Source organism: Nocardia sp. CC201C (assembly GCF_030010695.1).
GTDB classification, from domain to species: domain Bacteria; phylum Actinomycetota; class Actinomycetes; order Mycobacteriales; family Mycobacteriaceae; genus Nocardia; species Nocardia otitidiscaviarum.
The window spans coordinates 1-16645 of the sequence record NZ_JASCXP010000133.1; the positions used below are offsets into that span (position 1 = coordinate 1).

The 16645-nt window shown below is 68.8% G+C and carries 14 protein-coding genes and 1 tRNA gene; 7 read left to right on the forward strand and 8 right to left on the reverse strand.

Going from position 1 to position 16645, the window contains the following annotated elements; all coding sequences use genetic code 11:
- The 3 genes from QK444_RS16005 to QK444_RS16015 all read right to left on the reverse strand — a co-directional run.
- A partial coding sequence (locus QK444_RS16005; protein ID WP_282781128.1) for a ribose-phosphate diphosphokinase occupies nucleotides 1-930 on the reverse strand: 930 nt, incomplete at its 3' end.
- Nucleotides 927-2408 (reverse strand): bifunctional UDP-N-acetylglucosamine diphosphorylase/glucosamine-1-phosphate N-acetyltransferase GlmU, encoded by a 1482-nt coding sequence (gene glmU, locus QK444_RS16010; protein WP_143979380.1) that lies wholly within the window; start codon nucleotides 2406-2408, stop codon nucleotides 927-929. The genes glmU and QK444_RS16005, both read right to left, overlap by 4 nt.
- A 76-nt stretch (nucleotides 2409-2484) precedes the next feature.
- Nucleotides 2485-2555 (reverse strand) — tRNA-Gln (locus tag QK444_RS16015).
- Between the two features lie 364 nt (nucleotides 2556-2919).
- On the opposite strand from QK444_RS16015, the gene QK444_RS16020 reads away from it, so the two are divergent.
- The 6 genes from QK444_RS16020 to QK444_RS16045 all read left to right on the forward strand — a co-directional run bounded on the left by QK444_RS16020 (nucleotide 2920) and on the right by QK444_RS16045 (nucleotide 10646).
- Nucleotides 2920-3534 (forward strand): TetR/AcrR family transcriptional regulator, encoded by a 615-nt coding sequence (locus QK444_RS16020; protein ID WP_029931260.1) that lies wholly within the window; start codon nucleotides 2920-2922, stop codon nucleotides 3532-3534.
- Nucleotides 3535-3750: 216 nt separating this feature from the next.
- A complete protein-coding gene (locus tag QK444_RS16025; RefSeq protein ID WP_029931261.1) occupies nucleotides 3751-4398 on the forward strand; it encodes a TetR/AcrR family transcriptional regulator in 648 nt (215 codons plus the stop codon).
- Nucleotides 4399-4492: 94 nt separating this feature from the next.
- The gene (mfd, locus tag QK444_RS16030; protein WP_282781132.1) at nucleotides 4493-8110 is read left to right on the forward strand and encodes a transcription-repair coupling factor; all 3618 of its coding nucleotides are present in this window, start codon (nucleotides 4493-4495) and stop codon (nucleotides 8108-8110) included.
- A 59-nt stretch (nucleotides 8111-8169) separates the two neighbouring features.
- The gene (locus tag QK444_RS16035; protein WP_282781142.1) at nucleotides 8170-8838 is read left to right on the forward strand and encodes a MazG family protein; all 669 of its coding nucleotides are present in this window, start codon (nucleotides 8170-8172) and stop codon (nucleotides 8836-8838) included.
- 185 nt (nucleotides 8839-9023) lie between these two features.
- Nucleotides 9024-9719 carry a sensor domain-containing protein gene (locus QK444_RS16040; protein WP_282781134.1) on the forward strand — a complete coding sequence of 232 codons (696 nt, stop codon included), beginning with the start codon at nucleotides 9024-9026 and terminating at the stop codon, nucleotides 9717-9719.
- A 105-nt stretch (nucleotides 9720-9824) separates the two neighbouring features.
- Nucleotides 9825-10646, forward strand: a complete 822-nt coding sequence (locus QK444_RS16045; RefSeq protein ID WP_282781136.1) for a DUF5602 domain-containing protein — start codon at nucleotides 9825-9827, stop codon at nucleotides 10644-10646.
- A 66-nt stretch (nucleotides 10647-10712) separates the two neighbouring features.
- Here QK444_RS16045 and QK444_RS16050 read toward each other — a convergent pair whose 3' ends face one another.
- The 3 genes from QK444_RS16050 to QK444_RS16060 form a co-directional block, all read right to left on the reverse strand.
- Entirely contained in the window at nucleotides 10713-11009 is a 297-nt protein-coding gene (locus tag QK444_RS16050) for an MTH1187 family thiamine-binding protein (protein WP_282781143.1), read from the reverse strand.
- Entirely contained in the window at nucleotides 11009-11584 is a 576-nt protein-coding gene (locus QK444_RS16055) for a TerD family protein (RefSeq protein WP_039817089.1), read from the reverse strand. Before QK444_RS16055 ends, QK444_RS16050 begins: the two co-directional genes overlap by 1 nt.
- 132 nt (nucleotides 11585-11716) lie before the next feature.
- Nucleotides 11717-12193, reverse strand: coding sequence for a pyridoxamine 5'-phosphate oxidase family protein (locus QK444_RS16060; RefSeq protein ID WP_186000682.1), 477 nt, complete (start codon nucleotides 12191-12193; stop codon nucleotides 11717-11719).
- Nucleotides 12194-12743: 550 nt separating this feature from the next.
- Here QK444_RS16060 and QK444_RS16065 point away from each other — a divergent pair.
- Nucleotides 12744-14159, forward strand: a complete 1416-nt coding sequence (locus tag QK444_RS16065; protein WP_282781145.1) for a stealth family protein — start codon at nucleotides 12744-12746, stop codon at nucleotides 14157-14159.
- A 7-nt stretch (nucleotides 14160-14166) separates the two neighbouring features.
- On the opposite strand, the gene QK444_RS16070 is transcribed toward QK444_RS16065, so the two are convergent.
- Together QK444_RS16070 and QK444_RS16075 are read right to left on the reverse strand one after the other, a co-directional pair.
- Nucleotides 14167-15120 carry a phosphodiesterase gene (locus tag QK444_RS16070; protein WP_282781139.1) on the reverse strand — a complete coding sequence of 318 codons (954 nt, stop codon included), beginning with the start codon at nucleotides 15118-15120 and terminating at the stop codon, nucleotides 14167-14169.
- Between the two features lie 135 nt (nucleotides 15121-15255).
- On the reverse strand, nucleotides 15256-16645 hold a 1390-nt coding region (locus QK444_RS16075), incomplete at its 5' end, for an MATE family efflux transporter (protein WP_282781141.1).

Genomic DNA, 16645 nt, shown 5'->3' on the forward strand with positions numbered 1-16645 from the left:
GCGGATGGTCTGCGCCAGCAGCGGCGCGATCGACAGCACGGTCAGCGTCGGGAACTTCTTTTCCTCGGTCAGCGGCAGCGTATTGGTGACCACGACCTCCTTCGCCCCGCACTTCGCCAGCCGCTCGGCGGCCGGGCTGGAGAGGATGCCGTGGGTGGCGGCGATGACCACATCGGTCGCGCCCGCCTCCTTGAGCACGTTCACCGCGCCGGCGATGGTGCCGCCGGTGTCGATCATGTCGTCGATCAGGATGCAGGTGCGGCCCTCGACCTCACCGACCACGCGGTTGGCCACCACCTGATTGGGCACCAGCGGGTCGCGGGTCTTGTGGATGAACGCCATCGGCGCGTCGGCCAGCGCGTTGGCCCACTTCTCGGCCACCTTCACGCGGCCCGCGTCGGGGGAGACGACGGTGACGTTCTCCAGCGGGTAGTTGTTGCGAATGTGCTCGACCAGCTGCACCTGCGCGTGCATGTGATCGACCGGGCCGTCGAAGAAGCCCTGTATCTGATCGGTGTGCAGGTCGACGGTGATGATGCGGTCCGCGCCCGCGGTCTTGAGCAGGTCCGCGATCAGGCGGGCGGAGATGGGCTCGCGGCCGCGGTGCTTCTTGTCCTGGCGGGCGTAGGGGTAGAACGGCAGCACCGAGGTGATCCGCTTGGCCGAACCGCGCTTGAGCGCGTCCAGCATGATCAGGTGCTCCATGACCCACTGGTTCAGCGGAGCCGGGAAGCTCTGGATGACGAAGGCGTCGGAGCCGCGCACCGATTCCTCGAACCGGACGAAGGTCTCGCCATTGGCGAAGTCCCGGGCGGTCTGCGGGGTGACGTGGACATCGAGTGCCTTGGCCACCTCCTCCGCCAACTCGGGATGAGCGCGTCCCGAGAACAGCATCAGGTTCTTCTGGTTGTCGGTAGAGAACGCGGTCACTGACGTTCGCCATCCTTTTGCTCGTTGGTTGTGTCTGCGGCCGCGAGAGCGGCCTCGGCCGCGCGGGCGGCTTCCGTGCCGGGCCGGTTGCGCTGCACCCAGCCCTCCATATTGCGCTGCGCACCACCGGACACGGCGAGCGCACCCGGGGGGACGTTTCTACGCAGCACAGTACCCGCCGCGGTATACGCCCCGTCACCCACCGTCACCGGTGCCACGAACATGGTGTCGCTGCCCGTGCGCACATGGGATCCGACCACCGTGTGGTGCTTCTTCACCCCGTCGTAGTTGACGAAGACGCTGGACGCGCCGATGTTGCTGTGCTCGCCTATCGTCGCATCTCCGACGTAGGTCAGGTGCGGAACCTTGGAATGCGCGCCGATGGTGGCGTTCTTGGTTTCGACGAACGCTCCGAGCTTGCCGGAGACCCCGACCACGGTGCCCGGCCGCAGATAGGTGAAGGGTCCGATAGTCGCGCCCGCCCCGATGGTCGCGCCGTCGCCGTGGGTGCGCACCACCCGCGCGCCGTCGCCGACCACCACATCGGTGAGGGTGCTGTCCGGCCCGATCTCGGCGTCCTCGCCGATCACGGTGTCGCCCAACAGCTGTACGCCCGGCCGGATCACGGCGTCGCGGCCGATGCGCACACCGGCGTCGATCCAGGTGGTGGCCGGGTCGATGACGGTGACCCCGGAGCGCATGTGCCGCTCCACGATGTAGCGGTTGAGCGTGCGCCCGGCCTCGGCCAGCTGCACCCGGTCGTTGACGCCGGTGACCTTGGCCCAGTCCAGCAGCCGCGCCCCGTGCACCGCGTGCCCGGCCTCGCGGGCCAGCTTCAGCACATCGGTGAGATACAGCTCGTGCCGGGCGTTGGCGGTGTCGATGCGGCCGATCATGACCCGCAGCACCGCGGCGTCGAACACGTAGACGCCCGAGTTGACCTCGGTGATGGCGGCCTGTTCGGGGGTGGCGTCGGCGTGCTCCACGATCTCGAGCACCCGGCCGTCGGCGTCGCGCACGATGCGGCCGTAGCCGTTCGGGTCGTCGGGCTCGAAGGTGAGCACGGTGACGGCGGAGCTGTCGGCGTAGCTGCGGTGCTCGTCGAGCAGGGCGTTGAGGGTGTGTCCGTCCAGCAGCGGCACATCGGCGTAGGTGACCAGCAGGTCGCCGGAGAAGTCGGCGGGCAGGGCGGTGAGCGCGCACTGCACCGCGTGCCCGGTGCCGCGCTGCTCCTCCTGCACGGCGAGGGTGACCTCACGTCCGAGTTCCGCGCTCACCCGCCCGACGGCCGCTCCCACTTGTTCGCGGTCGTGCCCGACCACGGTGATGAGATGCGCGGGGTCGATCTCGTTCGCCGCATGCAGCGCGTGCGCGAGCATGCTTCGGCCGCCCAGTGGGTGCAATACCTTGGGGGTCTTGGACCGCATTCGGGTTCCGGCTCCGGCGGCGAGAACGACGACGGCGGTCTGCTGTGGCATGGATCTCCCTCGGCTGCCTGTCATCGTTAGTGGGGCTGTCGTGGTGGGCACATGGCCTTCCCGTTGGCAAGACTTGCTCCGCCGCCAGGACTCGAACCTGGACAAACTGAACCAAAATCAGTTGTGCTGCCATTACACTACGGCGGATTGCACACCGGCGGACCGTTTGGTACGCCCGTGCGTCATGGCATGCGGGAACGATCCTCGCATGAAGACGCGGCCACCCGCCACTCTCCCCCGCCGCCCCGCGTCGTTCGCCGGTCGTAGGGTGCTCCGCGACCCTCGCCGTGGACCGGCGGTGGACGACGTGGCCGAGTTTTGGTCGTTCCCGGTGAGTTACCCGGAACCATGCTAGATCAGTTGTTGCGTTTCACGAACGCGAAGGAGCGAATCGCACGGGTGGATGAGCGCCGAGGCGGCACGATCTGAAACAGTTGTAGGACAGTCGGTTGGATCGCAGGGAGGCGAAGCGGTGGGTTCGGGTGAGGGGAACCGCGTGTCGCGCCCGCGCATGACCGGGACCCAGCGACGGCAGCAGCTGATCGAGATCGGGCGGGCGCTGTTCGCCGAGCGGGGCTACGACGCGACGTCGATAGAGGAGATCGCGCAGCGGGCCCAGGTCTCGAAACCCGTGGTGTACGAGCATTTCGGGGGTAAGGAAGGGTTGTACGCGGTGGTGGTGGACCGCGAGATGTCCACCTTGCTCGACATGATCACCGCCTCCCTCACCCAGAACCGGTCGCGGGTGCGGCTGGAACAGGTGGCGCTGGCGTTGCTCACCTATATGGAGGAGCGCACCGACGGGTTCCGCATCCTCATGCGCGACCAGCCCGCCTCCGCCGCCGAGGGCACCTACTCCAGCCTGCTCAACGAGGCGGTGAATCAGGTGGCGCACATACTCGCCGGGGATTTCGAAAAGCGAGGTTTCGATACGAGCCTCGCGACCCTGTACGCGCAGGCGCTGGTCGGCATGGTGGCGACCGCGGCCACCTGGTGGCTGGACGAACGGCAGCCCTCCAAGGAAGTGGTCGCCGCGCACCTGGTGAATCTGTGCTGGAACGGTCTCACGCATTTGGAAGCGGACCCCAAGCTGGCGTCGGAATGGCCCGCCCGCAAAGGGGTATGAACACGGTCACGTGAAATGTCGGTTATGCGGGGGCGGAACTGGACAGTTAACCAGCGAATTGCGAAGGAGGACGGGCCGAATGCTCGAATCGGCTGGCGGCGCGCAGTCGGGTGGTACGGTTCACCCATCCTTCGAGTGCTGTTCGAGCTGTGATGTCGGTCTACTTCGGGATGTCGGTCTACTTCAGGATGGCTGGTTTGATGACAGGCGGATCTGATGGCTAGGCAAGCGCGTGCGGAGATCACTCGCGATTCCGTGCTCGCGGGTGCTGCCGATGTCTTTCTGCGACTGGGCTACGCGAACGCGAGCCTGTCGGAGATCATCGCGCAGTCGAATGTGACCAAGGGCGCCTTGTACTTTCACTTCGGCTCGAAGGAAGAACTGGCGCGCGCGGTGGTCGACCAGGGCAATGAGCGACTGGTCAGCGCCTGCCAGGGCTTCTTCGATCCGCGCGTGCCCGCCCTGGAGGCGTGCATCGGGATCACCTACGTGGTCGCGGACCTGACCATGAACGATCCGATGGTCGGCGCCATGCTCAAACTGACCCACCAGATCGGCGACTACCGCGGCGCGAACGGCGACAACATCGCCAAGACCTGGGGTGAGACCCACCGTTTGCTCGCCGAACGCGCCATCGCCCAGGGCGACCTGAAGCCGGACCTCGACCCCGAGACCATCGGCCTGCTGCTGCAGGAGATGACCACCGGCGTGCACATCGTCGCCGTCAGCACCGATTCCATCGACCAGATGGCGAACCGCATGGAACGCGCCTGGTACTTCCTGCTCCCCTCCATCGTCCCGGAGGAGAAGGTGGCCTACTTCCGCGAGTTCGCCGCCCGCCGCCTGCGCCGCTACGTGCTGTAATTTCGCCGCGTGGGGCGGCGGGGTGCGGTGTCGGCGTGAACTACTAGACTCGGTTGGCCGTCCGAATCGCTGATCCGCGCCCAGGAGTCTGCCCATGCCCTCGAACCGACCACCCCTGGCTGGATTGGCCACGGCGGCCGCAGCTGATACCGCGTTGCGGCAGGTCGCGGGGCTGATCGGGCGGGAGTCGGCCAGGCTGGTCGCGCCGTCGGCGGTGCGGCCCTTTGTGGCGGCGACCATTGCCGAGCAGCGGCCGCTGGTGGTGGTGACGGCCACCGGGCGGGAGGCCGACGACCTCACCGTGGAGCTCGCGGAGATCCTGGGCGACGCCGTGGCGCAGTTCCCGTCGTGGGAGACGCTGCCGCACGAGCGGCTGTCCCCGAGCGCCGACACCGTGGGGCGGCGGCTCCAGGTGCTGCGCCGGCTCGCGCACCCCGACGAGACGCTCTACGGCGAACCGCTGCGCGCGGTGGTGACCACCGTGCGCTCGCTCATGCAGCCCATGGCGCGCGGGCTCGGCGATATCGAGCCCATCGTCCTGCGCCTGGGCGCGCAGCACGACTTCGACGAATTGCTCACGCGGCTGGTGGAATTCGCCTACGAGCGGGTCGACATGGTGGGCAAGCGCGGCGAGTTCGCGGTGCGCGGCGGCATTCTCGACCTCTTCCCGCCCACCGCCGATCACCCTGTGCGCGTGGAGTTCTGGGGCGACGAGGTGAGCGAGCTGCGCGCCTTCTCGGTCGCCGACCAGCGCTCGCTGCCCGATATACCCACCGAGGTGGTGATCGCCCAGCCCTGCCGGGAACTGTTGCTCACCAACGACCTTCGTGAGCGCGCCGCCCAGGTCGCCAGCGAGAACCCGGCCGACGCCGCCCTGGTGGAGATGTTGGACAAGCTAGCACAGGGCATCCCCGTGGAGGGGATGGAGGCGCTGCTGCCGGTACTGCAACCGGGCGAACTGCGGCTGCTCACCGATGCCCTGCCGGCGCACACCCAGGTGCTGCTCTGCGATCCAGAGAAGATCCGCACCCGCGCGGCCGATCTGGTGCGCACCGGCCAGGAGTTCCTGGAGGCGTCGTGGACGGCCGCCTCCTTCGGCGGGGCCGCGCCGCTGGGCGCGCACGGACTCGACCTCGCCGCCTCCGCCTACCGCGGCCTGGACGAGGTGCACGCCGACGCCGAGCGGCGGGGCCTGGCCTGGTGGACGTTGAGCCCGCTGGCCGCCGACGATCCGAACGAGATCGCGCTGCCGGTGCTGTCCGCCCCCGCCGCCCGCGGATCCGAGGAACTGGTCGCCACCATCTTCGCGTCGCTGCGCGCCCACGTCACCACCGGCGGGCGCGCGGTCATCGTGGTCGCGGGACACGGTACGGCGCAGCGCGTGCTGGAGCGGCTGCGCGACGCCGAGGTGCCCGCCACGGCGTTGGAGCCGGGGGCGCGGCCGGTCGACGGTCTGGTCGGCGTGCTGTGTGGTTCGCTGCACGACGGCATCGTGTTCGACGACGCCAAGCTGGTGGTGGTCGCGGAATCCGATCTCACCGGCAATCGCGTCACCGCCCCGCAGGAGGGCAAGAAGCTCGCCGCCCGCCGCCGCAATCAGGTCGACCCGCTGGCGCTGCGGGCCGGGGACATGGTCGTGCACGATCAGCACGGCATCGGCCGCTTCGTGGAGATGATCGAACGCACCGTCGGCGGTGCCCGCCGCGAATACCTGGTGATCGAGTACGCGCCGTCCAAGCGCGGCCAGCCCGGCGACCGGCTGTTCGTCCCCATGGACGCCCTCGACCAGCTCTCCCGCTACGTCGGCGGCGAGATGCCGTCGCTGTCCAAACTCGGCGGCTCCGACTGGGCGAACACCAAACGCAAGGCGCGCAAGGCGGTGCGCGAGATCGCCACCGAGCTGGTGCAGCTGTACGCGGCGCGCCAGGCCGCGCCCGGCCACGCCTTCGGCCCGGACACGCCGTGGCAGCAGGAGATGGAGGACGCCTTCGCCTTCACCGAGACCGCCGACCAGCTCACCGCCATCGCCGAGGTGAAGGCGGATATGGAGAAGTCGGTGCCGATGGACCGCGTGGTCTGCGGCGACGTCGGCTACGGCAAGACCGAGATCGCGGTGCGCGCCGCCTTCAAGGCAGTGCAGGACGGCAAGCAGGTGGCGGTGCTGGTGCCCACCACACTGCTGGCGCAGCAGCATCTGCAGACCTTCGTCGAGCGCACCGCGGGCTTCCCGGTGACGGTGAAGGGCCTCTCGCGCTTCACCGACGCCGCCGAATCGCGCGAGATCCTGGAGGGGATGGCCGCCGGTGACGTGGACATCGTCGTCGGCACCCACCGGCTGCTCCAGACCGGCGTCCGGTGGAAGGATCTGGGCCTGGTCATCATCGACGAGGAACAGCGGTTCGGCGTCGAGCACAAGGAGCACATCAAGGCGCTGCGCACACACGTGGACGTACTCACCATGTCGGCCACGCCGATTCCGCGCACCCTGGAGATGTCGCTGGCCGGAATTCGCGAGATGTCCACCATCCTCACCCCGCCCGAGGAACGGCATCCGATTCTCACCTATGTCGGCGCGTACAACGACAAGCAGGTGGCCGCTGCCATTCGCCGCGAGCTGCTACGCGACGGCCAGGTGTTCTATGTGCACAACCGGGTGTCCTCGATCGACAAGGCGGCCAAGCGGATTCGCGATCTGGTGCCCGAGGCGCGGGTGGTGGTGGCGCACGGCCAGATGAACGAGGACGTGCTGGAGAAGACCGTGCAGGGCTTCTGGGAGCGCGAGTACGACGTGCTGGTGTCCACCACCATCATCGAGACCGGGTTGGACATCTCCAATGCCAACACCCTGATCGTGGAGCGTGCCGACACCCTCGGCCTGTCGCAGCTGCACCAGCTGCGCGGCCGGGTGGGACGCAGCCGCGAGCGCGGCTACGCCTACTTCCTGTATCCGCCGGAGAAGCCGCTCACCGAGACCGCCTACGACCGGCTGGCCACCATCTCGCAGAATTCGGATCTGGGGGCGGGCATGGCGGTCGCCATGAAGGATCTGGAGATTCGCGGTGCGGGCAATGTGCTCGGCGCGGAGCAGTCCGGACATGTGGCCGGGGTCGGCTTCGACCTGTACGTGCGGTTGGTGGGCGAGGCGGTGGAGGCGTACCGCGCCGCCGCCGACGGCAGGCCCATCACCGTGGACGAGGAGGTCAAGGAGGTGCGCATCGACCTGCCGGTGGACGCGCACATCCCGCCCGACTACATCGGCTCGGACCGCCTGCGCCTGGAGGCGTACCGCAAACTCGCCGCCGCACAGGATGATTCGGCCATCGCGGCGGTGGTAGAGGAACTGGTGGACCGCTACGGCCCGCTGCCGGTGGAGGTGGGCCGCCTGGTCTCGGTGGCCAAGCTGAAGCTGCTGGCCCGCGAGTACGGCGTCACCGAGATCGGCGTCACGGGCACCACGTTGAAGATCGCGCCGCTGCAACTGCCGGACTCGAAACAGCTGCGGCTCAAGCGCATCTACCCCAATGCCAGCTACCGCGCCGCCACCGGCATCGTTCAGCTGCCGCTGCCGCGCGTGGAGGACAGCGTCGGCGCGCACCGCATTCGCGATGTGCAGTTGCTCCAGTGGGTGGCCGATCTGCTGCTGGCCCTGGACGGAAAGGCCCAGGGCGCGGTCGATCTCACCGTGGAGACCGAGGTGAGCGCGGCCCGATGAGCGGGGATGCGAACGGGCGCACGGTATCCGGCACCGGACAGGCGGCCGATACCGCCCGCATGACCGAAGCGCTGGCCGAGGCGGTCGATGTCATGGACCGGCTGTGGAACTTCGGCGGTTGGGAGGTGACCCAGACCCACGACTCGCTGCGCCCCTACCTGCTCGAGGAGACCTACGAACTGCTCGACGCGATTCAGCAGGCCGACGCGCCGACCATTCGGGAGGAACTGGGCGATCTGCTGCTCCAGGTCCTTTTCCACTCCCGAATCGCCGAAGCCGCAGGCGAGTTCACCGTGGCCGACGTGGCCGCCACCCTGGTGGACAAGCTCACCCACCGCAGCCCGCATCTGCTCGACGACTCGATCGGCCCCGACGCCACCGTCGAGCAGAAGATCGCCGCCCAGGAACGCGCCTGGGAGGAACGCAAATCCACCGAGAAGTCCCGCCGCTCCTGCCTGGACGGCATAGCCATGGCCCAGCCCGCGCTGGCCCTGGCCGAGAAGGTGCTCTCCCGCAGCCGCACAGCGGGCCTGCCGGACCACCTCGTCCCCGACGACCTCCGCACCGTCACCCTCGACCGGGGCGACAGCGCCGAGGAACGCCTCCGCAAGGCCACCCTCACCTTCGCCACCGCCATCCGCACCGCCGAGGACCGCGCCGAAGCGGCACGCGGCACGCGCTCCCCGCTCACCGCGGACGACTGGCTCCGCTTCTGGCCCCGAGCCTGACCCGCCCCGGCCACCGCCGACGTCACCGAGTCGCATCGGCATGATCGACGCCGGTGCGGACCACCGCGGCTCGGGTGCCGCGGTGAGCATTCGCCGGTTCCGGTGGACGGGGTGGCGCGGTAGGTTTCGTGGGAACGGTAGCGGGCAATTCCGAGGGTTCGGGATGTCGGTTCTAGGGAGGCGGCATGCGGGGCCGTGGGATTGCGGCGGCGGTGGCCGTGCTGTTCTTGGTGACCGGGTGCGGACAGGTGGTGGGGGGTAGGGCCGAGCCCGATCCGGCGGTGGCGAGCCTGCCGCGGCTGGGGGCGGAGCAGGTGGGGGAGGTGCTGCTGTCGATCTCGGAGATCGAGTCGATCGTGGACACCAGCGGGCTGACGCAGTCGTACGAGGCGGCGAGTACCGCTACGCCCAGTGAGACCATCAGCCCCGCGCGGTGCGCGGCACTGGTGTACACCGGGCACGACAGCGTGTACGGCGGTGACTGGACGGCCTTGCGCACCAGGGTGTTCCGGCAGCCGGGGGACCGGTACACGCATTTCGTCTATCAGACCGTGGTGACGTTCCGGAACTTCCTCGGCGCGGAGGCGCTCGTCGACCGGTACCGCGCGGTCATCGCCGACTGTCGGGATCGAGATGTCACCGTCTCGGCCTCCGGGCAGGATTCGCTGACCTGGCGAGTCGCCGACACCACGCGCTCCGTGCCCGCGGGGCAGGTCGCGGTCGGCTGGACCACCACCGAGCAGGGCGACGACTGGATCTGCGACAACCTCGCGCGCGCCACGGGCAATACCGTGATCGAGGCCAGTACCTGTTCGGTCGGCAATGCCCGTGCGGCACAGGTGATCGCGGACCGGATCGCGGCCGAGGTCGGCCGCCGCTGACCCGCTCGCCACTGCGAGGTTTGTACCATTCGCCCTGATAGGGGGCAGGAAATAGGGGATCGCCGGGGCTGTGGCCGAGCACCCGCTCTCCGTACCCTGAACGCCATGCGTTCGCGACGATTCGCCATGGCTGTCGTACTGCTGGGAATTCTGGGGCTCGCGGGGTGCTCCGGGGACGGCGACGCCACGGGCGGCACCTTCTACGGTCCGGAGCGCTCTCTCGGCGACGGCACGGCGCGGACCTATGTGGTCGTCGGATCCGACGGCGATCCGATCGAGCTCGGATTGCGTTTCACCGCAGCGGCATTGGACGGCCTGCCGGACCACGACGCGTACGGTGACGCGCTGGCGGGCCGCGCGCCCTTCCCGAAAGCCGAAGTGTACGAACTGCCTTCGCAGGCCCGGGCGGCCGCCTACGACCACATCGCCGTCGACTGGTTGGCGCACGGCCATCCGCCGGTCGGCATCTTCGACGAAGCGCATTTCGACGTGCGGTTCTATCTGCGTGAGCCGGCGGCCGTGGCGGCGATCGACCCCGCGGACGCGGAGTTCGCCACCAAGGCGGCCCGCTTCCCGGCGGCCGAATACCTGCCGCGCGACTATGTTCCGGCGGGTGACCCGGCCACCGAGACCGTACCCGGCGCGGGCCTGCGCTGGGTGGATTCGGCGACGCCGTTCCACCCGCAGACCTACGAGTTCACCCAGGCCGTGCTCGCGGGCACCTGGGACGGCGAGTACCTGTTCGCCGAACCCATGGTCACCCGGGACTGGCTGCTGACCGAACCCGATTTCGCGGCAGAGCTGAAACAGCCTGAGGCGGTGCGGAAATCGGGCCACTACGCCACCGGCTACGCCGTCCGCTACGACGCCGCCAGCCGGGAGTACTCGATCGTCCTGACCGGCCTCACCGAGCGCACCGCGTCCTGACGACCGGCCCGGCGCATCGGCACCGAGGTCGGCCGCTGACCGGATACCTCCCGCACCCCACGCCGGTCACTCCTCGGCGAGGTAGCGCTCCACCGTGTCGACCTTCGCCGTCATGGCCCCCGTCACCCCCGGCCGCACATCGGCCTTGACCACCAGGCTGCACCGCGGCGCGACCGCCAGCACGGCATCGGTGGCCTGCTTGACCACCGCCATCACCTCGTCCCATTCCCCCTCGACGGTGGTGAACATGGCATTGGTCTCATTGGGCAGGCCGCTGGCGCGCACCACCCGAACCGCCTCGGCGACGGCGCGTCCCACGTCCGCGCCGACCCCGAGCGGTGTCACCGAGAAGGCGACCAGCATCACACGTTCACGCCGTAGTCGCGGGCGATGCCCGCGAGGCCGGACGCGTACCCCTGGCCAATGGCCCGGAACTTCCACTCCGCTCCGTGCCGGTACAGCTCACCGAACACCATGGCGGTCTCGGTGGAGGCGTCCTCGGTCAGGTCGAAGCGGGCCAGCTCCGAACCGGTCGCCGCGTCCACCACCCGGATGTAGGCATTGCGGATCTGCCCGAAGGACTGCCGCCGCGCCTCGGCGTCGTGAATGGACACCGGGAAGAAGACGTTGGTGATCGTCGGCGGCATCGCGGCCAGGTCGACATTGATCACCTCGTCGTCGCCGTCGCCCTCACCGGTGAGATTGTCACCGGTGTGCTCGATGGTCCCCTCCGGCGAGCGCAGGTTGTTGTAGAAGATGAAATGCGCGTCCGACAGCACCCGCATATTCGATCCGCAGGCCAGCGCGCTCGCGTCCAGGTCGTAGTCCGCACCGGTGGTGGTGCGCACGTCCCAGCCGAGGCCGACCTGCACCTTGGTCAGATTGGGGGCCTGCTTGGACAGCGAAACATTTCCGCCCTTGGCCAGGCTGACGCTCATGATCTCCTTCCCCGCGGTGCCCTTCGTACCGCATCCCCACCCGATTATGGTCGAAATGGTGACCTGTTGTGCCAGTTCATTTCTGGAATGGCGGCTCGGACCGCCGGTGATCAGCCCCGTCGCCGCGCGCGGTCAGTCGAGTCCCGCGGCGAGTTCGCGCAGCGCCGCCACGCGTTCTTCCAGATAGCGCAGCTCGCCGGGGTCGAGCACGGTGCGCTGGATACCGGCCGCGACCGTGAACGCCGACTGCCGGTGGTCGTCGATGGCCTCCACCTCGATGGCCACCGCCACATAGTCGCGTGCGGTGGGCATGGGATCGGCGACCACCCGCGCGTTGCCGCGCGCGCACAGTGCCACATCGCCGCCGCCGAGGATGAGCAGTGCCACCTCGGGGCGCTCCCGCAGCCGGGCCAGTGAGCCGCGATCGAATTTCAGGCTCAGCAGAATGCGGTGGTCGCCCGCGCGGACCGGCCACGAGACCGGGATGGCGTGCGGGCCGCCGTCGGTGGTCACGAGCACCGCGATGGTGTCGACCGGCCACTCCGGCAGTGCGTCCAACCGCGGATGGTCTGTCGAGGGCTCCTGACGCTGCTGGGCACGCGTAACCATCTTCGTCACCTCACGATCGTGTCGACGCAGCGGGCTGGACTGCGCTACTTGCAGTGTAAGGCGTTGTGACGCCGACCGGCTGGGCTCCGATGATCACGAACTGCTCACCTGCCGCCGGTTACGGATGTGAAAACCCTTCCGGACCTCGGCACCGATTCGATTGACGAACCGACTTCGGAGGTTCATCATTCGTAACAGTTCCTCGTCCAATCGAGGTCGCGCGAGTAACCGGCCGATGACCGCCCGGTGAAGATCGTCCGCCGCATCCGGCGTCGACGAACGCAGCAGCATCCAACAGGCGCGCGTCGGGCGCGTCGCATGAGTGAGTGAGGTGAGTGCGACATGGGATTCCACCCGCATCGGCAGCGGCTGTATCCGCGCACCATACTCACCGCTCCGTTCTTCTGAATGCGCCCAGCGGATTTCGCGACCCGCCCCGACCACGGGCGGGTCGCGTCGGCCGCATGTGTCCAGACGTGAGGTGATAAGCGCGACAGAGCGGAGAACGGTGATGGTGGATATGGGTGCGGGGCAGCCGGAGACGGTGGAGATGGTGGCGCGGTCGACCGCCGCGAATCTGGCGGTGTCGACGGCGGTGGTGGATGATCTGCGATATCTGCGGGCGGAGCTGATGGCGGCGGAGCTGCCCTTCCTGCTGGTGCGGGACTGCGATCACCGCCTGGTGCTGGCGGTGGACGCCGTGCACCGAGCGGCGCTGCGCCGGGTGCTGGGTGCGGCGATGGTGGCTGGCTTCTCGTGCAATGAGCGGCAGCGCAATGTGTTCCGGCTGGGCCGTGACCTGGATCCGGCGCATCATGTGGAACTCGAACTGTGGGAGTACCACGGCGATACCGTGGAGTGCCCGCGGCCGAACGCCTTGACCCGCACCGTCTTCGACCTGGCCGACGTGGAGCATTCCACGGTGCTGCTCTACGAGCTGAGCTGGCCGACGCTCGCCGGCATGTTCGCGCCCAACGCCACGGACGTGGGTTTCGACATCGACATCGTGTTCTCCTGGGTGGACGGTTCCGATCCGGAGTTCCGGGCGCGGCGCGCGGGCATGATGGCTCAGGTCGTGGTCGGTGAGGGTGACGAGGCCGATGCGCGCATCCGCCAGATCGACGAGTTGCGTTACGCGCTGCGCGCGGTGCACAAGAACGCGCCGTGGATCCGGCGCATCTTCATCGCCACCGACTCCGCCGTGCCGGAGTGGCTCGCCGAGGACCCGAAGGTCACCATTGTCCGTGCCGTGGACCACTTCTCGGACCGCAGCGGGCTGCCGATCTTCAATTCCCATGCGGTGGAATGCCAGTTGCAGCACATCGAGGGTCTGAGCGAGCACTTCCTGTATTCCAACGACGATATGTTCTTCGCTCGCCCGGTGCGCCCGTCCATGTTCTTCACCCCGGCCGGGGTGAGCCGCTTCATCGAGGCGGACACCCGGATCGGGCCGGGCTCGAACAACGAGCGCCGCAGCGGGTTCGAGAACGCCGCGCGGGTGAACCGGGCACTGCTGCGCCAGCGGTTCGGCCATGTCATCACCCGGCATCTGGAGCACACGCCGGTTCCCTTGCGGCGCAGCGTGCTCCACGAGATGGAGCGGGAGTTCGCGGCGGATTTCGCCCGCACCCGCACCAGCCGGTTCCGGGCCGCCACCGATATCTCGGTGACCAATTCGCTCTACCACTACTACGCGCTGTTCACCGGCCGGGCGGTGCCGCAGGAGCGGGCCGAGGTGCGCTATGTCGACACCACCCTCTACACCGGGCTCGCGCTGCTGGACGGGCTGGCCGCCCGGCGCAATGTGGACTTCTTCTGCCTCAACGACGGCAGCTTCCCGGAGGTGCCGGAGGCGGAGCGGGTGCGGGCGGTCTCGGAATTCCTGGAGACCTACTACCCGGAGCCCGCTCCGTGGGAGAAGCCGGCGACGGTGGGCGGAGCGCTGTTCGAATCAGGCGCCGCCTGAACCGATTTCAGCTGACCGATTCGCCGTCGTTCTCGGGCGTGGTGGCCGGTCGCTGCACGACGTGCGGAATCCCGGCGGCCGGCGGGATGACGATGCCCGCGTCCGCGAGCTGGCGCGCCGCCTGCTCCGGGGTGGCCGGTTCCCCGACCGTCGGCCCCGACCCGATCGGCACCACCGAGTGCACCACGGTGTCCGGGTAGATGTGCACGTAGTTGAACGCCTGCGCGCCGTCGCGCCCGCGGATGCCGCCGTGGGCCACCGCCAGGTCCTGGCTGTAGCAGGTCGCCGACGCCACCGACACCGGAATCCCGGCGAAGGTGGCGCTGGTGGAGAAGTGCAGGTGCCCGGCCAGGATGGCGCGCACGTCGGTGCCGTCCAGCACGTCGGCGAGGCGGCGCTGATCGCGCAGTTCCACCGTCACGGCCAGGTCGATCACGCACGGTACCGGCGGATGGTGCATGGCCAGCACGGTCCCGAACGGCGCGGGTTCGGAGAGCACCGTGCGCAGCCATTCCAGCTGGGCCGGGGTGATCTCGCCGTAGTGGTGGCCGGGCACCGTGGTGTCCAGCACCACGACGCGCAACCCGTCGAACATGTGCACCCGGTCGTACGGCGCGGCGGAACCCGGCTCGTCCAACAGGTTCTCGCGCAGTGCGGTGCGGTCGTCGTGATTGCCGACCACCCACACCAGCGGCGCGCCGACCCGCTCGGCGAAGGGCTCCACCAGGTTGCGCAGTTTGGTGTACGCCCCCGGCTCACCGTGGTCGGTGAGGTCGCCGGTGAACACGATGGCGGTCGGGGTGATGCCGCTGGCCTCGGCCTGCGCCAGCAGTTGGGATAGGCGTCGCTCGGCGTCCACCGCGCCGTAGAGCGCGGTGTCGGCGGCGATCAGGTGCGTATCGCTGAAATGGAACAGCACGTGATCGGGTCTCGGGTACTCGGCGACTCTGGTGATGTACACGGACATCCTCCCCGGCGGTTTCGTCTTCGCCCTTGCTTGCCGATTCCGTCGGCCAGGATAGCGAAGCCGTTTCTTCCAGCCTGCCCGTGCCCAGTGACGGCATGCTTGCGGAAAGGTGAGATTTACGTGTCGGCTTCAACCACCGAGGCTATTGGCCAGCACCCGGGGATGCTCCTGCTCACGCGCGTCCAGCAGCGCGAAGTAGCGGCGCAGCATCAGCACAGCGGTGGTGGCGAGTCCGGCGGCCAGACCCCACCAGACGCCCGCCGCCTCCAGGTGCAGCGGGTAGGCGAGCAGCAGCGCCGTGGGCAATCCCACAGCCCAGTAGCCGATCAGCGACAGTCGGAACCCCGCCTTGGTGTCCTTCAGGCCGCGCAGCAGCCCCACGCCGATGTTCTGGGCCGCGTCGAAGAACTGGAGCACGATGGCGATCAACAGCAGGGTGTGCGCCAGCGCGACGGTATCCCCGTTGGCGTCGCCGAGGAACGGTTTCAGCACCCAGTCCGGGGCGAGGACGTACGCCGTGCCGGTGATCGCGGCGACAATGGCCGCGTAGCGCAGCGCCAACCACGCCACCGAGCGCGCGTGCGGGTACTCGTCGCGCGCCACCGCCGTGCTCACCAGGATGGACGAGCCGTGCGAGAGGCCGATGGCGACCTGGAAGACGATGTAGACGATCTGGTAGACGACATTGTGCGCGGCCAGCGCGGCCGCCCCCAGCGTGCCCATGACCAGGGCCAGCACCGAGAACATGCCCGCCTCGGAGCCGTAGGTGAGCGCGATGGGCGTGCCCAGCTTCAACTCGTCGCGCACCGTCCGCATGCGCACGGGCCACATCTGAATCGGCAGCGTCGGGCCGAGTTTCGGGTCGCGGCGCACCATGGCCCAGAACACGCCGAAGGTGATGAGGAAGACCAGGGAGGTGGCCACGCCGATCCCGGTCAGCCCGAGCGCGGGCAGGCCGAGCCACCCGTACATGAGGCCCAGGGCCAGCACGAGATTGAGCGCCACCGAGCCGAGCGTCACCAGCAGCAGCGCCTGGGGCCGCTGCATACCGACGGTGTACTGCCGCAGCACCTGGAACCACAGGCAGGGCAGCAGGCCCGGGGCCAGCGCCACCATCATGGGCCGCGCCGCCGCCAGCACCGAGGCGTCCTGGCCCAGCCATTGCAGGCTCCAGCCGAGCCCGATCAGCAGCGCGCCGCCGAGGATGCCGGCCAGGGTGGCGATGAGGAAGCTCGACCGCACCACCTCGCGCACCTCGCGCTCCGCGCTCACGCCGCGCTTGTCGGCGCGACTCACCGCGATGGCGACCTGATTGCCGGTGCCGGTGATCAGCCCGACGCACATGGTGCGGATCTGGTTGAACAGCACCAGCGCCAGTCCGCCCGCCGCCACCTGCCGCACCCCGAGCGTGCCCATGAGCGCGATATTGGTGGTGGACACCGCCACCTGGGCCAGTTGGGTCAGTGCGATCGGCGTCGCCAGCGCGGTGAGCCGTCGCCCGTCGGATTGCCTGGTGGCG